The organism is Flavobacterium fluviale (genome assembly GCF_003312915.1).
GTDB classification, from domain to species: Bacteria; Bacteroidota; Bacteroidia; order Flavobacteriales; family Flavobacteriaceae; genus Flavobacterium; species Flavobacterium fluviale.
The window spans coordinates 3,863,028-3,885,973 of record NZ_CP030261.1; the positions used below are offsets into that span (position 1 = coordinate 3,863,028).

General features: G+C 36.1%; 10 protein-coding genes. All 10 read right to left on the bottom strand.

Going from position 1 to position 22,946, the window contains the following annotated elements; all coding sequences use genetic code 11:
- Positions 1-15: 15 nt before the first annotated feature.
- On the bottom strand, positions 16-3,348 hold the full coding sequence (locus HYN86_RS16825; RefSeq protein WP_113679091.1) for a SusC/RagA family TonB-linked outer membrane protein: 3,333 nt from the start codon (positions 3,346-3,348) through the stop codon (positions 16-18).
- Between the two features lie 683 nt (positions 3,349-4,031).
- A complete protein-coding gene (locus HYN86_RS16830; RefSeq protein ID WP_113679092.1) occupies positions 4,032-4,814 on the bottom strand; it encodes a rhamnogalacturonan acetylesterase in 783 nt (260 codons plus the stop codon).
- A 4-nt stretch (positions 4,815-4,818) separates the two neighbouring features.
- On the bottom strand, positions 4,819-5,805 hold the full coding sequence (locus tag HYN86_RS16835; RefSeq protein ID WP_113679093.1) for a pectinesterase family protein: 987 nt from the start codon (positions 5,803-5,805) through the stop codon (positions 4,819-4,821).
- A 196-nt stretch (positions 5,806-6,001) separates the two neighbouring features.
- Entirely contained in the window at positions 6,002-8,026 is a 2,025-nt protein-coding gene (locus HYN86_RS16840; protein WP_113679980.1) for an aceric acid hydrolase, read from the bottom strand.
- A gap of 122 nt (positions 8,027-8,148) precedes the next feature.
- Complete coding sequence (locus HYN86_RS16845; protein ID WP_113679094.1) at positions 8,149-10,608, bottom strand: pectate lyase family protein; 2,460 nt, start codon at positions 10,606-10,608, stop codon at positions 8,149-8,151.
- A gap of 16 nt (positions 10,609-10,624) precedes the next feature.
- On the bottom strand, positions 10,625-12,952 hold the full coding sequence (locus HYN86_RS16850; protein WP_113679095.1) for a DUF5703 domain-containing protein: 2,328 nt from the start codon (positions 12,950-12,952) through the stop codon (positions 10,625-10,627).
- Between the two features lie 150 nt (positions 12,953-13,102).
- Positions 13,103-14,527, bottom strand: a complete 1,425-nt coding sequence (locus HYN86_RS16855) for a sialate O-acetylesterase (RefSeq protein ID WP_113679096.1) — start codon at positions 14,525-14,527, stop codon at positions 13,103-13,105.
- 82 nt (positions 14,528-14,609) lie between these two features.
- The gene (locus tag HYN86_RS16860) at positions 14,610-18,002 is read right to left on the bottom strand and encodes a glycosyl hydrolase (RefSeq protein WP_113679097.1); all 3,393 of its coding nucleotides are present in this window, start codon (positions 18,000-18,002) and stop codon (positions 14,610-14,612) included.
- A 246-nt stretch (positions 18,003-18,248) separates the two neighbouring features.
- Positions 18,249-21,572, bottom strand: a complete 3,324-nt coding sequence (locus tag HYN86_RS16865; RefSeq protein ID WP_230406385.1) for a glycoside hydrolase family 2 TIM barrel-domain containing protein — start codon at positions 21,570-21,572, stop codon at positions 18,249-18,251.
- A 148-nt stretch (positions 21,573-21,720) separates the two neighbouring features.
- Entirely contained in the window at positions 21,721-22,845 is a 1,125-nt protein-coding gene (locus HYN86_RS16870; protein ID WP_113679098.1) for a glycoside hydrolase family protein, read from the bottom strand.
- Between the last annotated feature and the right edge of the window lie 101 nt (positions 22,846-22,946).

Below are 22,946 nucleotides of genomic sequence, written 5' to 3' on the forward strand. Positions count from 1 at the left end.
TGTTTTTAATTAAAATTAGAATGATACATTCAAATTAATTGACCAAGTTCTAAGAGTTGGATATCTAGAAGCTGAATCATCATACATATTTCTATAATGATCTGGATAAGGGTTATATAAATCCCAAAGGTTATTACCTGTGATACCTAAAGTAGCTTTTTGGATATTCAGCTGTTTCATTGGCTCTTTTGGAAGTTCAAATCCGAAAGTCATATTTCTAATTACACATCTAAATGTATTCATTTGCCAGAAATCAGATGGAGCAAAAATATAATCCTGCTGTCCCATATTAGGATATTTACCGTTAGGATTATCAGTAGCATCATACATATCTGTCCAGAAAGACTCATGAGCCCAATCATTATGAGCAGATGCTGTACCTTGTTTTACTAAATCAAGAGCATTGTAACCTCCCCATGAAGTTTGAATCTGCGTTTTGAAATAAACTGATTTATATTTGAAACCCATGTTAGTTGTAAACCCATAAGTTCTATTGTTGTTAGCCATTTTAACATAATCCTCATTTCTCATAATTCTACCATCAGCCCCTGCTTGAGTTCCTGTTGATGCATTATAAACACCTCCCGTATCTTCGTAAGCCAGCATACCTTTACGCATAGCTGTTACGTTATTGATACCCATATAAGAAGGAACACCTCCTGCAGCTGTAGCTCTTTCTGTTAAATAGTTCCAGTAATTCGCTACGTCTTCGTCTGTTCTTAAAATACCGTCGCCAGTTGAAGTTTGTTTCCATGTATTAAATCCCCATACTGGAAAAAATGTAGAAGCACCAACTTGTGTTATATTTGTATTTGCATCTGTTCTGGCAAGCTCAGGGTATTTTTTAACTTCATTATTTGAAAATCCGAAGTTGACCCCTACATTGTAGCTAAAATTTTCTTTTATTTTATCATTCCAATTTAAGCTAAATTCAGTTCCCCAAGCATCAATAGCTGCATAGTTCACCTCTGCAAAACCACCTCCCACTGTAATTGGTGTACCAGCTTCACCAGCTAATCCAATTAACATTTCTGTAGATTTATCGTAATAGAAATCAGCAGTAAGCTGTAATCTGTTTTTTAGAACCCCAATATCTATACCAACGTTATTTTTGATAGTAGTATCCCAATGTACATTTTCATTTGGATTTGGACGCGGCGTAATTCCACCACCTAAAAGACCTCCATTTGATCCAAATTGAGCTCCTTTGTCTGGCAATGGCTCATAAAACTGAAGCCATCTCCAGTAATCAATATTATCCTTACCAGTTTTACCAATTGAGTAACGTAATTTCAAATTATTGATCCAAGAAACATTTTCAGTAAACCAATCTTCTTTTGTTACAACCCAACCCAATTGAGCGCCTGGGAAAAAGCCCCAGTAGTTTTGTGGTGCAAATTTAGTAGAAGCATCACTTCTAAAAATAAACTCAACAAGATACTTATCTTTAAAGCTGTAGTTTACACGTCCTAAGTAAGACTGTGTTCCTGACTCTACTTTTACTGCCTGCGAATTTGTGCTTATTGGTCCAGCAGTAGTACTATTTCCTAGATAATCTTTTGAAGTTCCTTCGTAAGCTAAACGAACATTTTTGTTCCATGCTTCTGACTGCTCATAACCAAACATAGCAGATACGTTATGATTTCCAAACGTTCTAGCATATGTTGCAAAAAAGTTAGCCTGAATTAATTTATCCATATCTGTAGTGTAATAAACTCTAGAACCACGGATATTAGTATCGATAGCATATACTGAATTAGGATTTTCTAAGTGATTATCAGCTAAATGATGGTTAGTTATTCTAGCTAAATCATATGGTAATTGATACTGCTCTGTATAACTGCTAGACTGGCTTCTTGCGAAACTTCCTTTTACGCTTAAACCTTTTACAAATGGTAATTTATATTCTAGAGACAAATTCACATTATATGAAAATTGTTCTTCTATTTGTTTTCCAGCATCTAAACCTGCGAAATAGTTCCATCCTGCAATAGTCGTATTAGAGTTTGCACTTCCTAAATTACGATCTGTACGTGGAAAAGGAGACATCCAATAGTTTTTTCCATTTACAGTAGTCTGCCAAGGAATATATTTTGGCATGTGTAATAAATAAGCATAATCTGCTTGCTCCCCACCAGCTAATGAACCAAAACTACTATCGTTTAAGTTTGCCGAAGCTTTAGAAAATGATTTATTTACATCAGTTGTAATAGCAGAAACGGAAGCAGAAAATTCTAAATCCTGAGAGATTTTAATATTTGTTCCTGTTCTGAAATTCCATTTTTTATAATCTTGTTCTCCTAAGTTAGGTCCTTGATCAAAATAAGTAATACCTGCAAAATAAGTTGCTTTTTCAGTTCCTCCACTTGCAGAAAGAGACTGTCTTTGCTGCGTAGCAGGTTTCCAAGCTTCTTTAAGCCAGTCATAATTCAAACCTTTCATTTGTTCAAGCTCTGCAGCAGAAAAATATTTAGATTGGTCAGCCTCTAAGTTTGAATTCAAAAATCTGTTTTTCCAAATTCCATGCTCATAAGCACTCATTGTTTTACTATGGCTTACCGCATCATTAACTGAAAATTGACTATAGTAGGTAAACTTTGGTTTTCCAGATTTTCCTCTTTTAGTTTTTACTATAATAGCACCTTGTGAAGCTCTTGATCCGTAAATTGCTGCAGAACCATCTTTTAAAACAGTCATACTTTCAATTTCTGATGGATCTAATTGGTTAAATGTCTCCAATGTAGGTTTTCCGTTTTGAGGATCAACCTGCACCATATCATCAATAACTACTAATGGAATATTAGAGTTACCATCTTTTGAAAATCCAAAAGTCTGACGTATTTGAAGAGTTGCTGCATCACCTGGACGGCCTGCACCTCCCGATACACTTACACCCGGAGTCAAACCTCTTAATGCTTCAGATAAATTTGAGACTGGTAAATCTTGAAAATCATCTGGTTTTAATGTAACAATAGCTCCGGTAACGTTATTCTTTTTCTGAGTACCGTATGCTACAACTACAATATCATCCAGTACATTAGAATCTTCTGATAATTTTGCATCAACAGTAGCACGTCCATTAACAGGAATTTCTAATTTCTTCATTCCTATAAAAGAAAACACCAAAGTAGCACCTTGTTTTACTTTGATTTCATACTTACCATTAAAATCTGTTATAACTGTATTCTTTGTAGATTTCTCAGTTACATTCACACCAGGCAGAAGACCTGATACATTATCGGTAACAGTTCCTGTTACGGTAACTTGAGTAGAGTTTTGAGCATAACTCATTACACTCATCAGCGTAAACAAAAGAAAACTACATCTTTTTATAAGTGCTTGTTTCATAAATGTTTTTTTTGGTTAGGTTATTAATGTTAGTTAGTCATGTTTTAAACATGTCTTAATTTTAATAAAATTTTATTTAAATAATTCTTAAACCATTTTATTAAATGTTTAAAACACATTTATTTTTTGTATTCCAAAAATATAACGATGACACATTACAACCGTCCTGCTCTATCCTGTTTTAATCGTATATTCTCAAAAAAAAAGACACAAAAAAAACAATATTAATAAAAAATGAAAGAAAAAAATATAAGTACCTAAATAATTAAGACAAATGTTTGCTTAAAATAAAATTTACAATCCCATTTTTACTAAAAAACGAGAAGATGTTTATCAAAAATAAATATCTATTATTTATTCTGCAAAACTAATTACTATGGTATCTGATAAAGAAGTTTTTATAAAATCTAAAAATTAACGAAAACGATAGCGTAATTTTCTAAATCTAAAGACTATTCATAATAAAAAACTTACAAAATAAAAGCAGGATAGTTTTTAAAAAGAGTGAAATATTTTTTTTGAAAAAAAAATATTTTTAAACGTAAATTCTGATTAACATCTATTCCCTGACTCTTTTTGATTCTAATATAAAAAATTTAAAAGTAGAAAAAGCCCGCTATTAGTACCGTAAAGGAGTACTTCGCGAGCTTTTTTTTTAAGATTGTGTATTATTTTGTTTAAGCTTATAAATTTTTCATCGCATTAAACACTAGTCTTGCAACTTCGATTCCGCCATCCTTCTGAAAATGTGTATTATCCTTTTGCCCTTCCGGATAAGCAGGAAACTTTCCGGCTTCAAAATTCATAAAATAGTTTGTGGTTACATAGTCTTGTCCTTTTGAAGAAAAGAAATTCATCGAAAGCTCATTCAAATCAATATACTTTACATTTAATTCTTTTGCCACTGCAATTGCAGCCTGAGGATATTCACCATGAACATTAGTCAATTTACCATCTTTCCAAGGATAATTTCTGGCAACCGGAGTAATTACAATTGGCGTTGCGCCTTTTTCTTTGGTTTGATTAATGAAAAGACGCAGAAACTCTTTGTAACCTTCAATATTGACATAACGTTCTGTTTTTTCGACCGATGCATCATTGTGTCCAAACTGCATCATAACCACATCTCCTTTTTGAAGTGACTTGTAAACCGAAGCCCAGCGTCCTTCCTGAAAAAATGTTCTGGTGCTTCTACCGCCCTTTGCCCGATCGTCAATTTTTACTTCTTTAACATTGCCTAAAATATTTTTGACCAGTTTTAAACTATCCTTCTGGAAAAAAGGCTGAAAAACCTGCCCCCAGCCCACTTGCGGAAATTTCTTGGTTTGATAATTTTCTTCTAATGAATAATCGGCAACTGTAGAATCTCCAATTAAGTAAATCGTTGTTACTTTTTGTTTATAATTAAAAGCGCCCAGCACCAGCAAAGAGCACAGTCCGATTAATAAAATTCTAACGTTTTTCATCAATTTACTTATTTGGATTCCATCCGTTTAAAACTAAATCTTTACTATATTTTTTGAGATCTTCTTTATTTAATTGATGCGACCATGACACTCTTTGAGAAATCTCTTTAGCGCTCACACCTTTGCTTCCAAATTCTGCATAGTAAGCCGTTTTGTCTTTATCAGGAAACCTTGTATCAATCCATGCATTCCAACCCTCTGGAATAATATGCGAACCTAAGTCTGTATTAATTAAAACAGTTTGAGCATAGGGTCTCCAAGGTCTTCCCAAAAATACTTTATCGACGGATTTGTCTTTGGCTGTAAGTTTACAATCAACGAAAACAAATCCATAAGCCTGTCCTTGCGGAGTTGAAGCTGCAGTGATATAAGAATTCGTTAAACTTTCGATCGTACATTTATAAAAATAAGTTGTTGCAGCACCAAAAATAAAATCAGTTGTACCGTTGATGAAACACTTCTCAAAATAGATACGAGTTTTTTCTTCTGATAAATAAAGTGTATCCTGATTGCCTAAAAGATTGCAATTCTTTACGATAACCCGATCACTTTTAATATGAAGCGCCACCGCCTGCCCTACTCTTCCTGCCGTATTTTCTACAGTTAGATTTTCTAACGTACAGTCATTTCCTTTAATTAAAAATGAATACGAAGTTCCCGTTCCAAAAGCGGTCTTTCCTGATGGATCTTTTTCTCGAAGCGGTTTTCCCGAATAATCATCAAATGAAATAATCGTTTTACTTCGATCAGTTCCTTTTAAAGTGATGAACGTTTTAGAAACTGGTATTTCCAATTTCTCTTTATAAACTCCTGGCTTTATAGTTATTACAACGCGTTTCTCTGAATTGTCTTTTACATTGTTAACCGCTTCCTGAATGGTTTTAAAATCTCCCGAACCGTCTTGCGCAACGGTTAAAGCTAATTTGTTATCAAGCGTTTGGGCTGAAATTGAAAGTGTTGTTAGTAAAAATAATGCTAGAATATATTTCATATATTTTTATTTAGTTTTAGTATTTTTGTCATCTTGACGAAGGAAAGATCACACTCGAAATTCCGCATTCTTGATACCCAATCTTTGTCGATTTACGCGTGTGATTCCTCGTTCCTCGGAATGACAAACTGTAAGGTTAAAATCCGTTTATAATCCGCGTCTTTACGAAGTAAATCCGTTTCATCCGTGTCCAAACTTAATGCGACATCCAAACCGTCATTTCCCCTTTTCCTTTATTTCCCCATGCAAAATAAGGAATCAATTTTACTGGTACAGCAGTTGCATCTTTGGAATTAAGCGGTTTGTACAAAGTTTTATTCCAAGAATTATCCGATTTTATGACCGCTTCTGCCTCAATGCTTACTAAGTTTCTATTATTGAGTATGAAGTCGTTAGTCGTAAATTTCGAATTCACATTTAAAGCAATATCATTTACACTTGTTTTGGCAGGAAGCTGATCTGATTCTAAACAATAAACCAGCGGTCCTCTTTTTACAGCGATTTGATTTTTAACTTCTTCCACCAAAGGATTGGCTTCCATCAATTCAACTGGCATTGGAAGATTTAATTCGATCACATCTCCTTTTTTCCATTTTTGATTTAATTTTAAATAAGTGCCAGAAACGATTTTGTCATTACTCTTTGCGTTATTAACTGCAACCGAAGCATTCTGACTCCAGCCCGGAATTCTCAAGAAGAAATTTTGCAGATCTTTTGGCGCTTTTACAATTTTCAACGTTATTTTTCCGTCCCACGGATAATTCGTCTGCTGCTCAATTTCGATTTCTTCTCCGTTTAGCGATTTTGTTTTCAAAGAATTACTTCCGTATAAATTTACATACAAACCTTCTTTTGAAAGATTGTAAGCATAATTTCCAACTTCCGCAACTGTTCTGGTTACGTTTGGCGCACAACAGTTTGATAAGGCGATATAACCTTCGCGTTCATTTCCCCATCTTTGGTGAAACGGCAGGTCATTAGACACATTCAGCGGATTATTATAAAGGAATTTTTCTCCTTCCAAATCCATTCCAGAAAGCACACTATTATAAAGTGCTAATTCCACAATATCAGCATATTTAGCATCTCCGGTAATTTGCAGCATTCTCCAGTTCCATAAAACATTTCCAATATTGGCGCAGGTTTCGGTATGAGCCGTTGCATTTGGCAATTGGAAAGGTCTTCCGTACGCCTGGTGAATTTTCTGCACTACCGTTGGATCATAAGAAGTTCCGTCTGGTGAAACGCCGTCGTATAAAGAACCGCAAGCTCCAGTAATGTACATTTTACGATACGTTACATCATCCCAAATCGATTCCAGATTGTCTAACAATTTCTTTTCTCCTGTCTCCGCATACAAATCAGCTACTCCTGCATACAGGTAATTCGCTCTTACGGCGTGCCCCATGGCAGTAGTCTGCTGTCTAAACGGAATGCGATCCTGATTGTCGTCGGTTCCATCATTTGTAGTTCCTCTAATGTCAATCAAATTATTGGCAAGTTCCAGGTATTTCGGATTTTTAGTCGTTCTGTACATTTCGACAATTCCCATATAATGTGATGGACAAATCGCATTTCGAGCCAGTTCCGGTGATGCTTTTTTGTAGAAGTCATATAAGAAATCGGCAACGCCTTTTGCAATATTTAAGAAGTTAGTTTTTCCTGTAGCACGATAATGAATGCAGGCAGCAGTCATTAAATGTCCCATATTGTATTTCTCAAAACCCAACTGTTTTTTTACTTCTTCCGGTCCTAAAGTTCCCCAGCGCTCATCGATTAAAACAGGTGTATGAATGTAGCCGTCTTTGCGCTGTACTTTTGCGAAAAGCGCAATCGCTTTGTCCATTTCCTGATCGAGTTTTTTGTCTTTTGTAACGGCATAAGTTGCTGCCATTCCTTCAAAAATTTTGTAGAAATCACCATCATGAAACGAAGGACCTTTAAACGTTCCTTTGCTTACGCCTGCTGCAATTTCGAAGTTTTTGTAAGCATGCGAAATCTCATCGTTATGATACAAATCCCACATATAAGGCAGGGTGTTTTTGGTTTCTACATCAAATTGTTCTTTCCAGAAACCATTTGTCCATTTTACATCTTGTAAACCAATGCTTTGCAGTTTTGAATACGGACTTTCTGAATTCGCAACCAAACCTTTGTTCTGCGACAGTAATCCAGAACTAACAAAAAACAAACTAAGGGAAACATTTAAAAAATTTTTCATTTTATAATGATTTTTAACCATATAAGAAATATAAGCTCATTTAAAATAAACTTTCTTAAACTTGAACTGCATAAGATTAAGTCTATCTTATAATTTCTTATATCACTTATATGGTTTACTATTTATTTTACAAAGAAATTAATTGTTCTGCTCATTGAATCTCCGTCTGCGTCTTTTACGGTTAGTACGAAAGAAGCGAATCCTTTTTCAACGGTTGTAAACTGAATTTCTTTTCCTTTTAAAACTACTTTTCCATTTTTAAGATCAGAGAAAGTGTAAACAGGTTTGTTTTCATAACCTTTGAAAAAATCTCCGGCATTTAAAACTTTCTTTTCACCTGAATTCACAAAATAATGCGGTGTTGACAGCCAATCCAGATAATTGTCTAATTGCGTATATCCGTCTTTGTCATTATCCTGATTTGCATCTGAAAAATCTCCAGCTTTTGAGTTTTCGTTTAAACCAAAAGCTTTTTCCCACCAGTTTGGCAATCCGTCATGATCGGTATCCCAATCTGAAGGACGCGTTTCTGAAGGAAAATTTGGCCATCCTCCAGCATCTTGTTCGTTATCAATCATGCCGCCCAGACCGCTTTTGCTTCCTTTATAAGTGAAAGTTCCTTTTAAAGTTTCGCCAATAATTCGGGTATCGTGTTTATCAAAAAACGGCTGAGTCGCCCCAACATCTGAAAGTACGTTTTTATAAGCCGCTTTAGCCGACTGCGTTTCTACATATGAAGGAAAAAATGGTTTATCTACAAAAGTTTCATATTCAACTTTCTCATTATTTGTTGTCGTAAATTTTCTTCCTTTATCTTGAGATTTCTCATTAAAATAACCCGGCATCACATTTCCGTCAAAATAATAACGCTGCATTCCTTTTCCAACCCCTTCGTGCTGTGCATTTAATGCCACAAAAATTGCTGTTGAAGCACCCGGCTTATAATAATTATTGACAAAATTTACCTCGTTTGCACCACCGTCTGTTGCTCTTTTTCCCCAATTATAAACCACATTATTAGTGATATCCAATCTTCCTGTGTAAAATCCGTCACCACTTAAACCACCTCCAATACTCCAGTTGCGTCCGTAGTTATGAGCCAATAAGTTATGGTGAAAACTTCCGATGTCTCCGCCAATTGTAGCCGCATAACCGTGCATTTTTCCAGCTTCATATTTGCCATGTCCCGCCACATTCAATGCTTCTGAAATTAAAGTTCGCTGCAATGTAATATGATGCGCTCCGCGTGAACTAAACGATTCATCAATTGTCCAGCTAATCGAACAGTGATCAATAATGCTATAATCTGCACCTGTTAACCCCATTCCGTCAAAAGTTCTTCCACCTCCAATTCTCACTTTTAAAAAGCGAACAACACCATCATTTCCAGTTAATCCAATTGGTGCTCTGGTAATGGTAATTCCTTCGCCCGGCGCTGTCTGCCCCGCAATTGTAATATAAGGTTGATTTGCTACTAATCTCGATTCCAGTTTTATATTTCCCGAAACAGTAAAAACAATCGTTCTCGGCCCGATTTCCTGATTGATGGCATCACGTAAACTTCCAGGTCCGTCATCATTTAAATTGGTTACTTCGATTACTTTTCCACCACGTCCTCCAACAGCATAACGGCCGTAGCCTTCTGCTCCCGGAAATGCCAATTGTGCCGGCTTGAACGACCACACATTTCCTAAAGTTACTTCGCCATTTGGATCCACTTCATCCACTCTCCAGTAATACGTTGTTCCTGAATATAAATCAGAAACCGTAAAATTTTTATCTGCCAATTTTCCTTTGAATTCTTTTGAAGATTCTGTCGCATTTTCTACCGCATTTTTATCTTCACCAAAATACAACTTGTGAGCTGCTACATTTTTTACAGCATCCCATTTTAAAGTTAGAGTTTTACCCACTTCAACATGTTCATCACGGTTTCTTGGTTCAGGAGTACGCGCCTGATTCATTAGGTTTGGCGTATCAATTTCAAATCCATTGATTACGATTTGTTTTACTACATCAGGATATGAAGTCGGATCGATTTCAAAACGAACAATTACATCTTTGCCCTTTTCTGCATTAAAAGTGATATACGCCATCGATGCATCAATTTTAGCATTGGCTCTCTGACTTGCATGTACCGTTTGTTGCAGTTTTCCGTTGACGAATATTTTTATCGGAGAAAAAGTTTTCCCTGTAATGACATCAAAAGCATTATGAAAAGTTAAAAGCGTGTGTTTTCCTGCTTTCAATCCGCTGATTTTCAATTCTAAATTTTCAGAAGTTACTAAACCGTCGCTTCCTAATTTGTTGTAATGCGGTGCGCTCATTCCAACTTTGTACCATTTAGAAGTAAAATTTCCTTTTAGTTTAAATGATACATTATTAAATGATTTTTCAGCTTCTTTTCCTTCATTGATAACCCAAGAATCATAACTCGGATCATGAACTTCTTCTAGTCTTCTTTGAAAAAAATCAAAGTCGACTTTTACAATTTGTTTGTCCGTATTCTGAGCTGATTGTGCTTGTCCGTTTGTGGTCAAAATCAAGGACAGAAAAGCAGCGCTTATTAATTTCTTTATCATTTTTGTTTGGTAATAGTTAGTTTAATTTTGTTTTTGCTGCTTCAGATTTTCCAAGCAGATTTATAATATCTTTTTTTCTTTCTTCCGGAATAACTTTTAAAACCTTCAATTCTCCATTCAGGAGTTCGGCTTCAACCGTTGTATTTTGTTTCGCATGCAATTTAAAATGAACGTTCCAATCCTTTGGCCAGGCTGGGAAAAGATAAATTTTTCCGTCAGTTTCCTGCAAAAGCATTTCCTGCATGCCTATCATTCCTGAACCGCCCCAATTATGATCTGGAACCCAGTCAAATCCTGGTCCCCAAAAAGCAGGGAAACGTCTTTCTGAATTGGCCATTTTTAAGGTATTGTATTTCGCAGCTTCTTCTGTTAATCCCAAACGTGCTGCAAAAATATTGTCTTGTTTCCACCCAATATGGCTTCTAAATTTCAGAGCATCAGAATCGTACTTCCATGTATTTAAAGCCGTTTCCAAATCAGGTTTTCCAATGCCAAAAATTCCCCACGGATAAACGGGATACAATTGCGGTACTTCCGAATTATTCACTCTTTCCCAAGATTTTGCAGGAAGTAAAACTTTGTGATTTTCAATCTGACCGAAATTTAAAGGCGGAATTCTATTTTGAAATCCTTTTAAATATTCGGCATCTTCTTTGGACAATTCTTTTGCAGAAAGGTTTAAAATATTGGCTGTAATAACTTGTAAAGCCGAAATGGTACTATTGGCATTATTTGCCATTTTATATGTTTCTGCTCCCGAGCCTGGAAAAAGAACCAGTTTACCGTTTCCGTCCAAAGCTTTTCTTCCTCTTTGTTTCGCCAAATATTGATAATGCTCATCAAAAAAACGAATACAACTAATTATGAAAGCATTGTATTTCTGAGTATCTTCTCCAGCATATTCTTTTTGTTGCAACATCATTTGGCAAAATTCAAAAACCGTATCCCATTCATATTCCAGCCACGCATTATATTCCATTCCCGGATCGTAATCTGTGGGACGTTTCCATTCGTATTCTGCGGGATTTGGTAAACCGAAATTTTCCAATTGTTCTGTAAATGATGCACCGTTATGATTCCAATAAACTTTGCTTCTTAATTCGGCATTTTTCTGTAAACTCAAATAATAATCCAACTGTGATTTCATCATATCAAAATCACCGCTTTTTACCATCGGAAAATAAACCAAACGCTGATTTTGAGCCGTCATGGTTCCTCCACCCCAATTCCTGAAATCGGGCGTAAAATCTAAATCAGGATTCGTAAAAACGGGATCAACGGTAAACAATCCGCCGTTGAATTTTGTTGGATATTTTCCGTAAGCATTACAGCCGAGCATATATCGAAACAACTGATAATTTTGTCCGATTTGATAAACCGAATCTTTGGTATTCGATTGCTTTTTCTGAGTAAAAATAAAACTGCGGTTCCAGAAAGTATTCCACCATTTAATCGTGTTTTTTTCTGCTTGTTTTGCTGTGTTCTTGTTTACAGAAATCAGACTTTTCAATCCATTATTCCAAGTCGGAAAATCAGATTGATTGGTATTTAAATAAATTTCTAATGTATGTTTTTTGGATGGTTTTATACTGGATAAATTAAAACCTTTAAAATCTGTCGATTGGTATTTTCCTAAATACGTTCCTTCAGGTTTTAGATTATCGCCCGTCATAAAGCCACCGAAAGTTAAATGCTTAAGCGGATTCAGCATTTGGTCTTTAACCGATTCCATTTTCTGCTGTTTTACAGCCACATCAAAAACGGTATTTTCCCTGTTTCTGTGGTAGAATTTTATGCCGTTATTTTCAAATGAAATCGAATCTTTATAGGTAATAATATCTCCTTGAGGTGCCCATTTATAAGAATTGGCATTATTGGCTTTTCCTTTTGAATCTCGGTTTTTATAACGCCAGCTTTCATAAGAAGCCGTCATTTTAAGAGGATTTTTACTTTCTAAATCAACGTGAATTATCGGCTTAAAAACATCTACCCAAAGTTTGATTTTAGTATCATTCTGCCCAACTAAAACATATCCTTCTTTTAGTTTCAATTCCTGATAAAAACCTGCTGCTCCCTCAAAAGGATTCGGTGTTAACGTCACTTTTACCCTTCCTAATTTCAATAAAGTATTGTGTTCGTCAAAAGTCCCGCTTCGCGAAAAATAAAAATACAAATCGCCTTTTTCTACCCACACATTCATTCCGATATCACCACCTCCCAAAGGCATTGATTCTGATGAATTATTGCTCTGAGTATTCCAAACCTGATTGTAATTATCGAGCACAGGGACTTGCGCTTTAAGGCAAAGCGTAGTGAAGAGAAGTATGTATTTTATGTATTTCATTTATTTTTCAATTCTTGTTGTCATTCCGAGGAACGAGGAATCTCACTAGTAACCATAAAGATTTTCAATTCTGTTGCGGAATCTCTTGTGTGATTTCTCCTTCGTCGAAATGACAAACTAGCGTCACAATTCACAATTCACAATTATAAATTACCATTCATCCGTTCTAAACGAAGAAACCGGCAAACCGCCTGCACTAAACAATTCCGCTTTTGCAAAATCCTTCCATAAATAACGGATAGCAAATGGTTTCTTTACTTTATCCGAAGTTAAAACAACTGATTTTCTTCTCACTACCGTTTTTGCCGGATAGAAAACTTTGTCTTCTCCCGCTATTTCAAAACCAGTTACTTCTTTATCATAAGAGGTAATTCCGTTGGCAACATCATCAAAAGAAACCGTAACCGCTCCGTCTTTTATTTCCATCAATTTGTATTTCGGACTTTCAAATTCGAAACCTTCAATTCCGTAGGTTTTTGCCAAAGCCTGAAATGCCAGTCGGTTTCCTCCTTTTTCTTTGTCCATTGGGTGAATGTTATTTTCTTCTCCAACATCCATCAAAACTGCCATTCCTGAATTCGGAATTTCCTTTGAAGCTTTAAACTGCGCCTCTCTCAAATAAGCCGAATTGTATTTCTCCAAATAATCTTTTGGATGGAAAGAGGCATAATTAAACGGCGCTATCTGAGCGTAGTAAAAAGGGAAATCTCCTTGTTTCCACAAAGCTCTCCAGCTTGAAACCATTTTTTTCATTAAAGCGGTGTATTCAGATGCTCTTTCGTAATTCGATTCTCCCTGATACCAGATACAGCCTTTTATTCCGTAACCAATTACAGGCGAAAGCATTCCGTTAAATAAAGTTGTAGGCACACGGTTTGGATCTTTTGCCAACTCTTCTTTTGTAGTCGGAATTTTAGCGCTGGCGAAATCTTTAAGCATTTCCTGATTCATCCACGCTTCCATGCTTGAACCTCCGTAAGAAACATGAATCAAACCAACCGGAACGTCTAAAACTTCTTGTAAAAGAGAACCAAAATACCAAGCCGTAGCGCTAAAATTTGAAGTTGATTTTGGAGAAGCTACTTCCCATTTTCCTTCAAAATCCTGCAAAGGTTCTAAAACAGTCGCACGCGGAATGGTGATTAACCGAATATTTTTATTGGTTGATCTTACAATGATTTCGTTTCCGTTTTTTACGGGCTGTCCCTGAAAACCTTTCAAAGGCATTTCCATATTGGATTGTCCGGAACACAACCAAACTTCTCCGATTAACACATTTTTTATGATCACCTTTTCGCTTCCTTCCGAAACTTCAATTGTAAACGGACCGCCAAATGACGGAGTTTGCAAAGCTGTATTCCATTTACCGGAGTTGTCTGTTTTTACCTTGTAGGTTTTAGAATCCCACGAAGTTTTTACTGTAACATTAGCGTTCTTTTCTGACCAGCCCCAAATTGGCGCATTTGACTTTTGCTGCAGCATCATGTTATCAGTAAACAAAGCTGGTAATTTGATTTTGGCATTGATTTGAAGGGTTGCTAAAATCGTTAATAATGCAATAATTGATTTTTTCATTTATTTTTATTTTTATTGCCACAGATTAAAAGATTAGAAAGGATTATTAATCTGTGTAAATCCTTTAATCTGTGGCTAAAATTTATTTTTCTTTTACAATACTTACTGGACCCAATAATCCTGCTTTTAACAACGGTTCTCCTTCTAAACGAAATGGCGCTGTTGTCCATGTCAATCTCTCTTCTTTTGGCAATTTGTGATCGCCAATTAATCTATTTGCCCAAGTATTTGTGATTTTAATTTCTATTGTATTTTTTCCTTTTTGTAAAGCTTTTGAAATATCAGTTTTGAAAGGGAAAGTCCATAATGTTCCACAATCTTTTCCGTTGATTGAAATCTCGGCGATATTAGAAATTTCACCTAAATCCAACCAGATTTTATCTGATGCTTTTCCTTTCCAAATAAAATCTTTTTTATAGCTGACAGTTCCCGAATAATATTTAATTTGTTCATTTTCAGAAGTACTCCAGTCAAAAAGCTTATCGATTTTGATTGTTTCTTTAGGGCCTTTAAATGCTGGATCAAATTGCAGATTCCAGCTTTCATCTAAAGTCTGAACTTTTTCAAATTCAGAAAATTTTGTTTGAGCTAAAACTTCTTTCGTTTCTTCTTTAAAAATTACAAAACCAGATTCGTTAGCCTCTAAAATTATTGAAACAATTGTTCTGCCATTTTCGATTTTCCAATTGGTTAATTCCGAAGTTTTATCAGTAACAGGATTGTACCATTGCGGAACTTTTCCAGCTATTCTAAAAGAAGCATCAAATGTTCTTTTTTCTCCTTTTTGATTGGAAATGAAATAAATATCTTCAGTATCTGATTTGCGATGTGCCCATGCAATTGTTTCAGAATCTGCTCTGTTTAAATTTGGAAAATAGATATCCTGTGTGATTCCGATTGAAGCGAAATCATTTCCTAAATAAGGCAATTTGATAATCGTTCCTTTTCCAATTTTCCATGTTGATGAATTAGCATTATTCCAGATTTCATCAATAACATTATGCCATTTCTTTTGATCTATTTCTGATTGAATTCCTGGTAGAATATTTGGTTTTTCATCTACAAAAATTGTAGCTCCGTCTTTTATCAATTGCAATATTTTTTCGGCGGAAGCCAATGACAAAATTTTATTCGGTGCCATTTTGTGACTTCCTGGAAAGAATAAAGCTCCGTATTCAATTCCGCCACCAAATGAGATTTTTCCATTTACCACTTTCGCACGATTAATTAAAACATCGGCATTGAAAGAATCATATTGATATCCATTTAACGGATTAATCCATTGTGATAAATCGGTTATGTTTTTAGAATAGGTAACCTCTTTTGGCATTTTTGCCGTTGGCTGACCCTCATTTTCTAAACGGATTTTCTCGCTTTCTAATCTTGCTTTACCGAATACATTTGGAATAAATGGCAATAATCGATCTGGCACAAAAGAACGTGAAGGAAAATCTTCGCCAATAAAAACTGCAAGATCAATCACAGGTTTTCCTTTCTGCAACTGAAACTGCACTCTTTGACAATACTCAAACCAAGCCTTTCCTGGTTTCCACCAAGTTTGATCTCTTTGAAAATAAGTCCCAATGTCATCTAATGTTATTCCCGGTTTTCTGTCTGTCCACGGATTATGAACAAAAACGTGATAAAACAAACGGTTGATTCCTAAAGCATAGTTACGGTCTGCAGTTGTTTTCAGATTTCCCGGATGTTCGTCCCAATCCATTCGCAAAGCTGTAAAAGATTCTGCCTGAATAATATCTTTTCCGTAAATATGTCCGCCCGAAATGGCATCTACCATATCAAAAGGTTTATCATGAGTTGGGCTTCTCAGCCAAAATTCACCTCCGGGATAATCCACATATTTATAATGCAGCAAAGCATCACTCATCATGGTTGGCGCAACGTTTTCTGAACTTAATTTAACGTTATATTCTTTTGCAATCTGAGCGACAGTTCCGTAGAAATTATCGGCTACTAAATCGGCAATGGTTTTTCTAACATCGTATAAAACTTTCTCTGAAAAATCAGCACTTTCTATCGGGATTCCTGCCATAACTGGAAGATATTCTACAAGATCGTAACCACGTCTCTTTTTAAACTCAGCCTGAAAAACAGAAGACCAGTTTTGGCTTCCACATTCCCAGCTGTCAAAATGAAGGATTTCCAGAACTTTTGAAGCCAGTTCAGGACCAGCCGAACGAACAGCTTCACCAAACCAATGATCTAGCTGAAAACGAATTAATTCCGGATTAAATTTATCTACTTCCAATCCTTTTCCTGCGCCACCTGTGGCATTTTCATGTCCGGTCGAAGTATGTCCCATTCGGATAATTTTCCATTTTCCCTTTGGTGCTTTCCAGTTCATATTTCCATCAGCATCAACAAATTTGGAAATATTAATGATTTCTGATTTTTTAAATGACTCCGAATTCGGAATCTGTTTTTCTGTAGTCTGTGGAGTCAAACGCCAAATTGCGCCTGATTTTCCTTCGTAATTATTTATTAATGACTGATTCGAAAGTGTAATTTTACTCACTTTCAGGTTTTGTTTCCATTTAGCAAAATCCAAATCTTCTGCTCCCGGCTCTGTTCCAGTTGGATCATAAACAAATCTGAAATATTTTGCCGTAACAGGCGTAATAGTATGAGTATTTGGGAAATCCATATCCTGCCAGCCGTGACGCGGTGCGATCATTCTTTCGTGAAATCTAAAATTAATGCCATCATCACTCACTTCTACAATCAGACGCTGTGCCTGAAAATCTCTTCCTTTGGTTTCTATGACAATAGATTTACAGGTAAAAGGCTTTGCAAATTCGTATTGAATCCATCCTTTTTCTGCAAATTTGAAATTTTCATCTTTTTTAGGATCAGCCAAAAACGAAGCATCGGTACTGTTTGATGTTGTTACTTTTGGCAGTTGCGTCTGCGAAGTAATTTGATATTCTTTAATCGGAAGGGCAAAAACTGCAATGTCTTTATAATAGTCTTTGTAATGTTCTGGAACTGGGAGTTTTGAAGCCACCTTTTTACCTCCTAAAATTTCTGTAGTTGACCATACTACTTTCTGCATCGACATTTCTGGTGTAATCCATGGCCCGCCTGCAACGGCAAATCCGTCTGCTCCGTGAAAAGCCAATTTCAAACCTAAACGATCTGCTTCTTTAAAAGCCCAATGAATCATATCCCAAAATTCAGGACTAAGCTGTAAAACCGGCGGATCTATCAATGGCGGATTTACTGGCCCTTTAATAGTCATTAAATAAGCCCCCGCAATTCCCGCTTGTTTCATAGCTTCTAAGTCTGCCGTGATTCCTGCTTTAAAATAAGCCGATTTCATCCAATACCAATATACCCAAGGTTTTGAGGATTCGATTGTTGGCTGAAAAAAGTTATTTTCTTTTTTATTGATTTCCTGTGCTGGGACGAAGCTCGCCAAAAGGAGGATAAAAAAGAGGTGTTTTTTTTGAAACATTTTTATTGTTTTAATTCTGTTGGCAAACCCGACAGGTTTTAAAAACTTGTCGGGTTTAATATATCGCATTTTTTTGTCATTTCGACGAAGGAGAAATCACACTAGAAAATCCACAAAGTTACATCTCCAATCTTTGTCGATGTACGTGTGTGATTTCTCGTTCCTCGAAATGACAAACTATACTTAAAACCTACTTTATCTATAATACAAAATACCTAACAGGTTTTGGAAACCTGTTAGGATACATCAATACTTAAACTTCTTCAAACTATTTTCTAATTCATTTTTTGAACCGCTGAAAGGCGTCAAATAAAAACTATATTGATAATCTCCTGATTTAATTTGGTATTGTTCTATTGGCTGTGCAACCAATGTCCAACTGTCATTTCCTCCAACTCCCATCTGCATTAAATCGATATTTAGTGTTAAAAATCCTGGATCTTTCAAATCGTACGTATGACCTGCAGAACTAACATTTTCCTGCGTATACGGCCATGCGCTCATGCTTAAAACTTTGGTGTCGTTTACCACTAGAAATCCGTTGTTTTTCTGCGGAGTTGTCAAGGCCATCCATCTTACATCGCATCGGTTTCCGTTTTCCTGCGGTTTTGGGTAATGCTCGATAAAATCATTTATTGGCAATGAATATTTCCCAACAAATGAACCAAAACTTCTGTCGCTGTAATTTTCCAATTCTCCTTTTCCGTACCACGAAATCTGATCGAATTTTCTTTGAACTCCCATCTGCATTCCGATTTTTGGAATATTTGGCAGTTTGTTCGATGCTTTTAAACTGTAATCTACTTTTATCAATCCGTTTGGTAAAATATTGTAGACCACATTTACGCTTGCGCTGTCTTTTATAATTTCGTAATCACTTGTAATTTTAATTTCTGAAACCGATTTGTCGATTGTAATATTTACCAATTTTGGTTTTGCTTTGTACCATTGTTTCAACAGCTTTTGTGATTTCCAACCTCTTTTATCATTGTCTGTAAGCGGTCTTACGAAATTAGGAAGCAATGGAGCAAAAACCTGTTCTTCACCGTTGAAAATATACGAACTCAAAGCTCCGTTTCCTTTGTTGATGTTAATGTCGAAATTTTTTCCTTTGATTTTAAAATCAGAATCAGATTCAGAAACGTTTAAAGCCTCTTTTTTAGATTCAGGTGAAACTGTTTCTTTCTTTTGCAGCACAAATTGATCTTCCGCGACAGCGTAACCTTTTGAAGCCCAAAGTTCCTCTTTTGAAAGCTGGAATTCTATATTTAAAATATACTCCGCATCGACTTTCATTTTTGGCAGATACTGACTTACATTTAAAGTTGCGGATTGCCCAGCTTCTACTTTAAATGGTTTTAATATTTGTGTTTTGATTACATTTCCGTTTTCTAAAACTTTTAGAACCGGAATATAATCTTCTAAAGATTTAACGGCCTGACGATTTTTAATTTCTAACTGATTTCCGTTTAAAGTGGAAACCGCTGGCTGATAGATCCATTTATTCTCAAAAATCGATCCTTTTGGTTTTCCGTTAGAATCTACAATTCCTTTGGTATTGAAATTTCCGTCATGGTATTTTTCGCCAAAATCTCCTCCATGGGCAAAATAATTCTGACCTGATCTAGAATCAAATTTCACCAATCCCTGATCTTTAAATTCCCAGATGCAACCGCCGATAACTCTTGGAAGCGAACGGAATTCATCCCATAATTCTTTTAAATTTCCAACCGAATTTCCCATTGCATGAGAATATTCAACGAAAATAATTGGTCGAGTATCTTTCTTTTGATCAACTAAAAATTTCGGAGTGAAAACGCCCGGATAAAAACGGCTGACCATATCCACATACGAATCATCCTGTGGATTTTCGAATCGGTAAGCGTGATCGATTGTTTTAGGATATCCCGGATCCAGCGGATCGATGTAACCGTCTAATTTTGCATTTCCCTGCGCTGGTTCGTAATGTACGGGACGCGTAATGTCGAAATCGTGAACCCAGCCCGACATAGCAGCATGATTTGGTCCTTTACCGCCTTCGTTACCTAAACTCCACATCACAACTGACGGATGGTTTTTATCTCTTTCGACCATTCGGATCATACGTTCCATATAAGCATTTGTCCAAAGCGGATCGTTGCTTAATTTACCGCCAATCCCATGTGTTTCCTGATTGGCTTCGTCCATGACCATGATTCCATATTGATCACATAATTCATAAAAATAAGGATCGTTTGGATAATGACTTGTACGTATAAAATTGAAATTGAACTTTTTAATAGTGGTAATATCCTGTTTGATATCTTCTCTCGTAACAGCTTTTCCTCTTGTTGGATGATGATCGTGACGGTTTACGCCATACACATAAGTTTCTTTTCCGTTGATGAGCATTTTACCGTTCTCCTTGGAGAATTCAATCGAACGGAAACCAACTTTACAGCTTTTGGCTTCGGTAATAGTGCCGTTTTTATCTTTGATGGAAATGACCATCGTATATAAATTCGGTTCTTCTGAACTCCATTTCTTCGGATTTTTGATGGTTTCCTGAAAGAATCCAAAACGCACATTATCCAGACGAGGATAACTTTCGTTGATTAAATCGATTACGGGTCTTTGAAGCGGTTCTTTGAAAATGGGCTGATTATTAGCATCGTACAATTGAACATTCATCGTATAATCTTTGACTTTTTCTCCTGTAAGATTCTCTACTTTCGGACGCAGTTTGAAAATAGCATCAGTATATTGTTTGTCTAATTTTGTTTGAACAAAGAAATCCTGAATGCGTAATTTCGGCTCTGCCATAATGAAAACTTCACGCTGGATTCCGCTCATGCGCCAGTGATCCTGATCTTCCAGATAAGAACCATCTGACCAGCGAATTACCTGAACCGAAACGACATTTTCTCCCTCTTTTAAATAAGGCGTAATATCAAATTCTGATGGAAGAAAACTATCTTCTCCATAACCTAAAAATTCTCCGTTTAACCAAACCTGAAAACCTGAACTTACGGCTCCAAAATGCAGTGTAACCATCATGTCTTTCCAGTTTGCTGGAACGGTAAAACTGCGTTGATAAGAACCAATTCCGTTATAATCTTTAGGAATATAAGGCGGATTTATTGGTCGAAACGGATAAACGGCACTTTTGTAAATTGGATTGTCGTAGCCTTTCATTTCCCAATTAGATGGCACTTCGATTTTATCCCAGCCCGAAACGGTACTTTTATAGAAATCTTTTGACGCTTCTTTAAGGTTTACGGCATATTTAAAATCCCAATCGCCGTTCAGCATCTGGATTCGGCTTTTGGTTCTGTCGCCTTTTAGAGCGTCTTCAATAGAGGTATACGAATAAGCAGTTGCTCTCGAAGGCTGTCTGTTGATGCTCGTAACCGTTGGATCTTCCCAAGGTGCAAATTGGTATTTTTTATGCAGTTCTGGAACTCCTGCCGGCTCTCCTGTAACGGATTGGGCGTAAGTTGTGTAAGATGTTAGAAGTAAGATTATAGTCAAAAAGTCGAAAGTCGAAAGTCGAAAGTTGAAAAATTGCTGAATATAATTTGATTTAAACATTGTTTTATTTTTAGTTTTTTTGTCATTTCGACGAAGGAGGAATCGCACTAGAAATTCCGCAACTATAATCGACAACCTTTGTGGTTACGAGTGTGATTTCTCCTTCGTCGAAATGACAAACTGGATCTTAATACTTAATACTCTGTACTTAATTCTTCTTCTTTTTCTCCGGCGGTGCCACAAAATTCAATTTGCTTTTTCCTAAATCTTTAGAAGTTGCTATTGCAATTCCTCTTTGTTCTGCTTTGTTAACTGCACAGTAAAAATGATACACAACGCCATCATGTTTTACCACAAATGATTTATGCGCAAACAAATCGTCATAAGGTTCAGAAGATTTAACCAAATCATCCCCTTTCCAGTCGGTCCAGTTTACTAAATCATTTGAAACTGCAAAACGGTTAAATGCACCTTGGTTCCAACCCGTCCAAAAAGCTCCAAAATAGAACATCACCCAAGTATCATTAATTCGCTGAATATAAGCATCTCCTGAAATTCCTTTATGATGATTGATCAATGGTTTATCGCCATAACGCTCCCAATGTTTCATGTCGTTTGATACAGCCATGGCAATACGTTCTGCACCTTTAGCAGGATTTATACTGTCGCCACGGGCATTATAATACATGATAAAATTGTGTCCTGTCAGTTTATCTTTATCACGAATCACACTGTTTTTGTACATGGTGCTATTATCCCACCATTTTGCATCTTTATCTTTTGGCGTTAAAACCGGATTTTCTAATCTTTGAAATTCGTGTGGTTTTGTCGGCGCTTCTTTCGTATACGCCATTCCGATTGATAAAACGCCTGCTTCATACCCTTTGCTGTCTCCGCCAAAATAACTCATCCAGTATTTGTCATCGTATTTTTCCCATTCATAACTTCCACCCCACGTTGGATCTTGTAATGAAATATATCCTGCTTTTTGGTTGACATCCCAATGTTTTTCGTTTTCTGAGAAAGACATTACTTTTCCTAAATATTTCCAGTCCAAAAGATTATCACTTTCTGCAAGCCAGGTTTCGTAACCTCTTCCATCGTAAATTAAATACGTCATATACCATTTTCCGTCTTTTCTGAATACACTCGGGCAATCCATTTTATAAGAGTTGTCTGTTGGAACCATTACCAAACCGTATTTATAAGGCGTTTTGATTTCTTCGTAAATCTCCTGCATTACGGTTTCTGTAATTTCTCTTTTCTTGTACTTGGTTGCACAGCTGGTTATGGCAAGTGCTGAAATAGTTAGAATTAGGTATTTAAGTTTCATTTTTGGTTATGTTTTTTTGCCACGAAGGCGCTAAGGCTCTAAGTTTTATATTTATTCTGTGGACAATTTAATCTCGCAAAGTCGCAGAGTCGCAAAGTTTC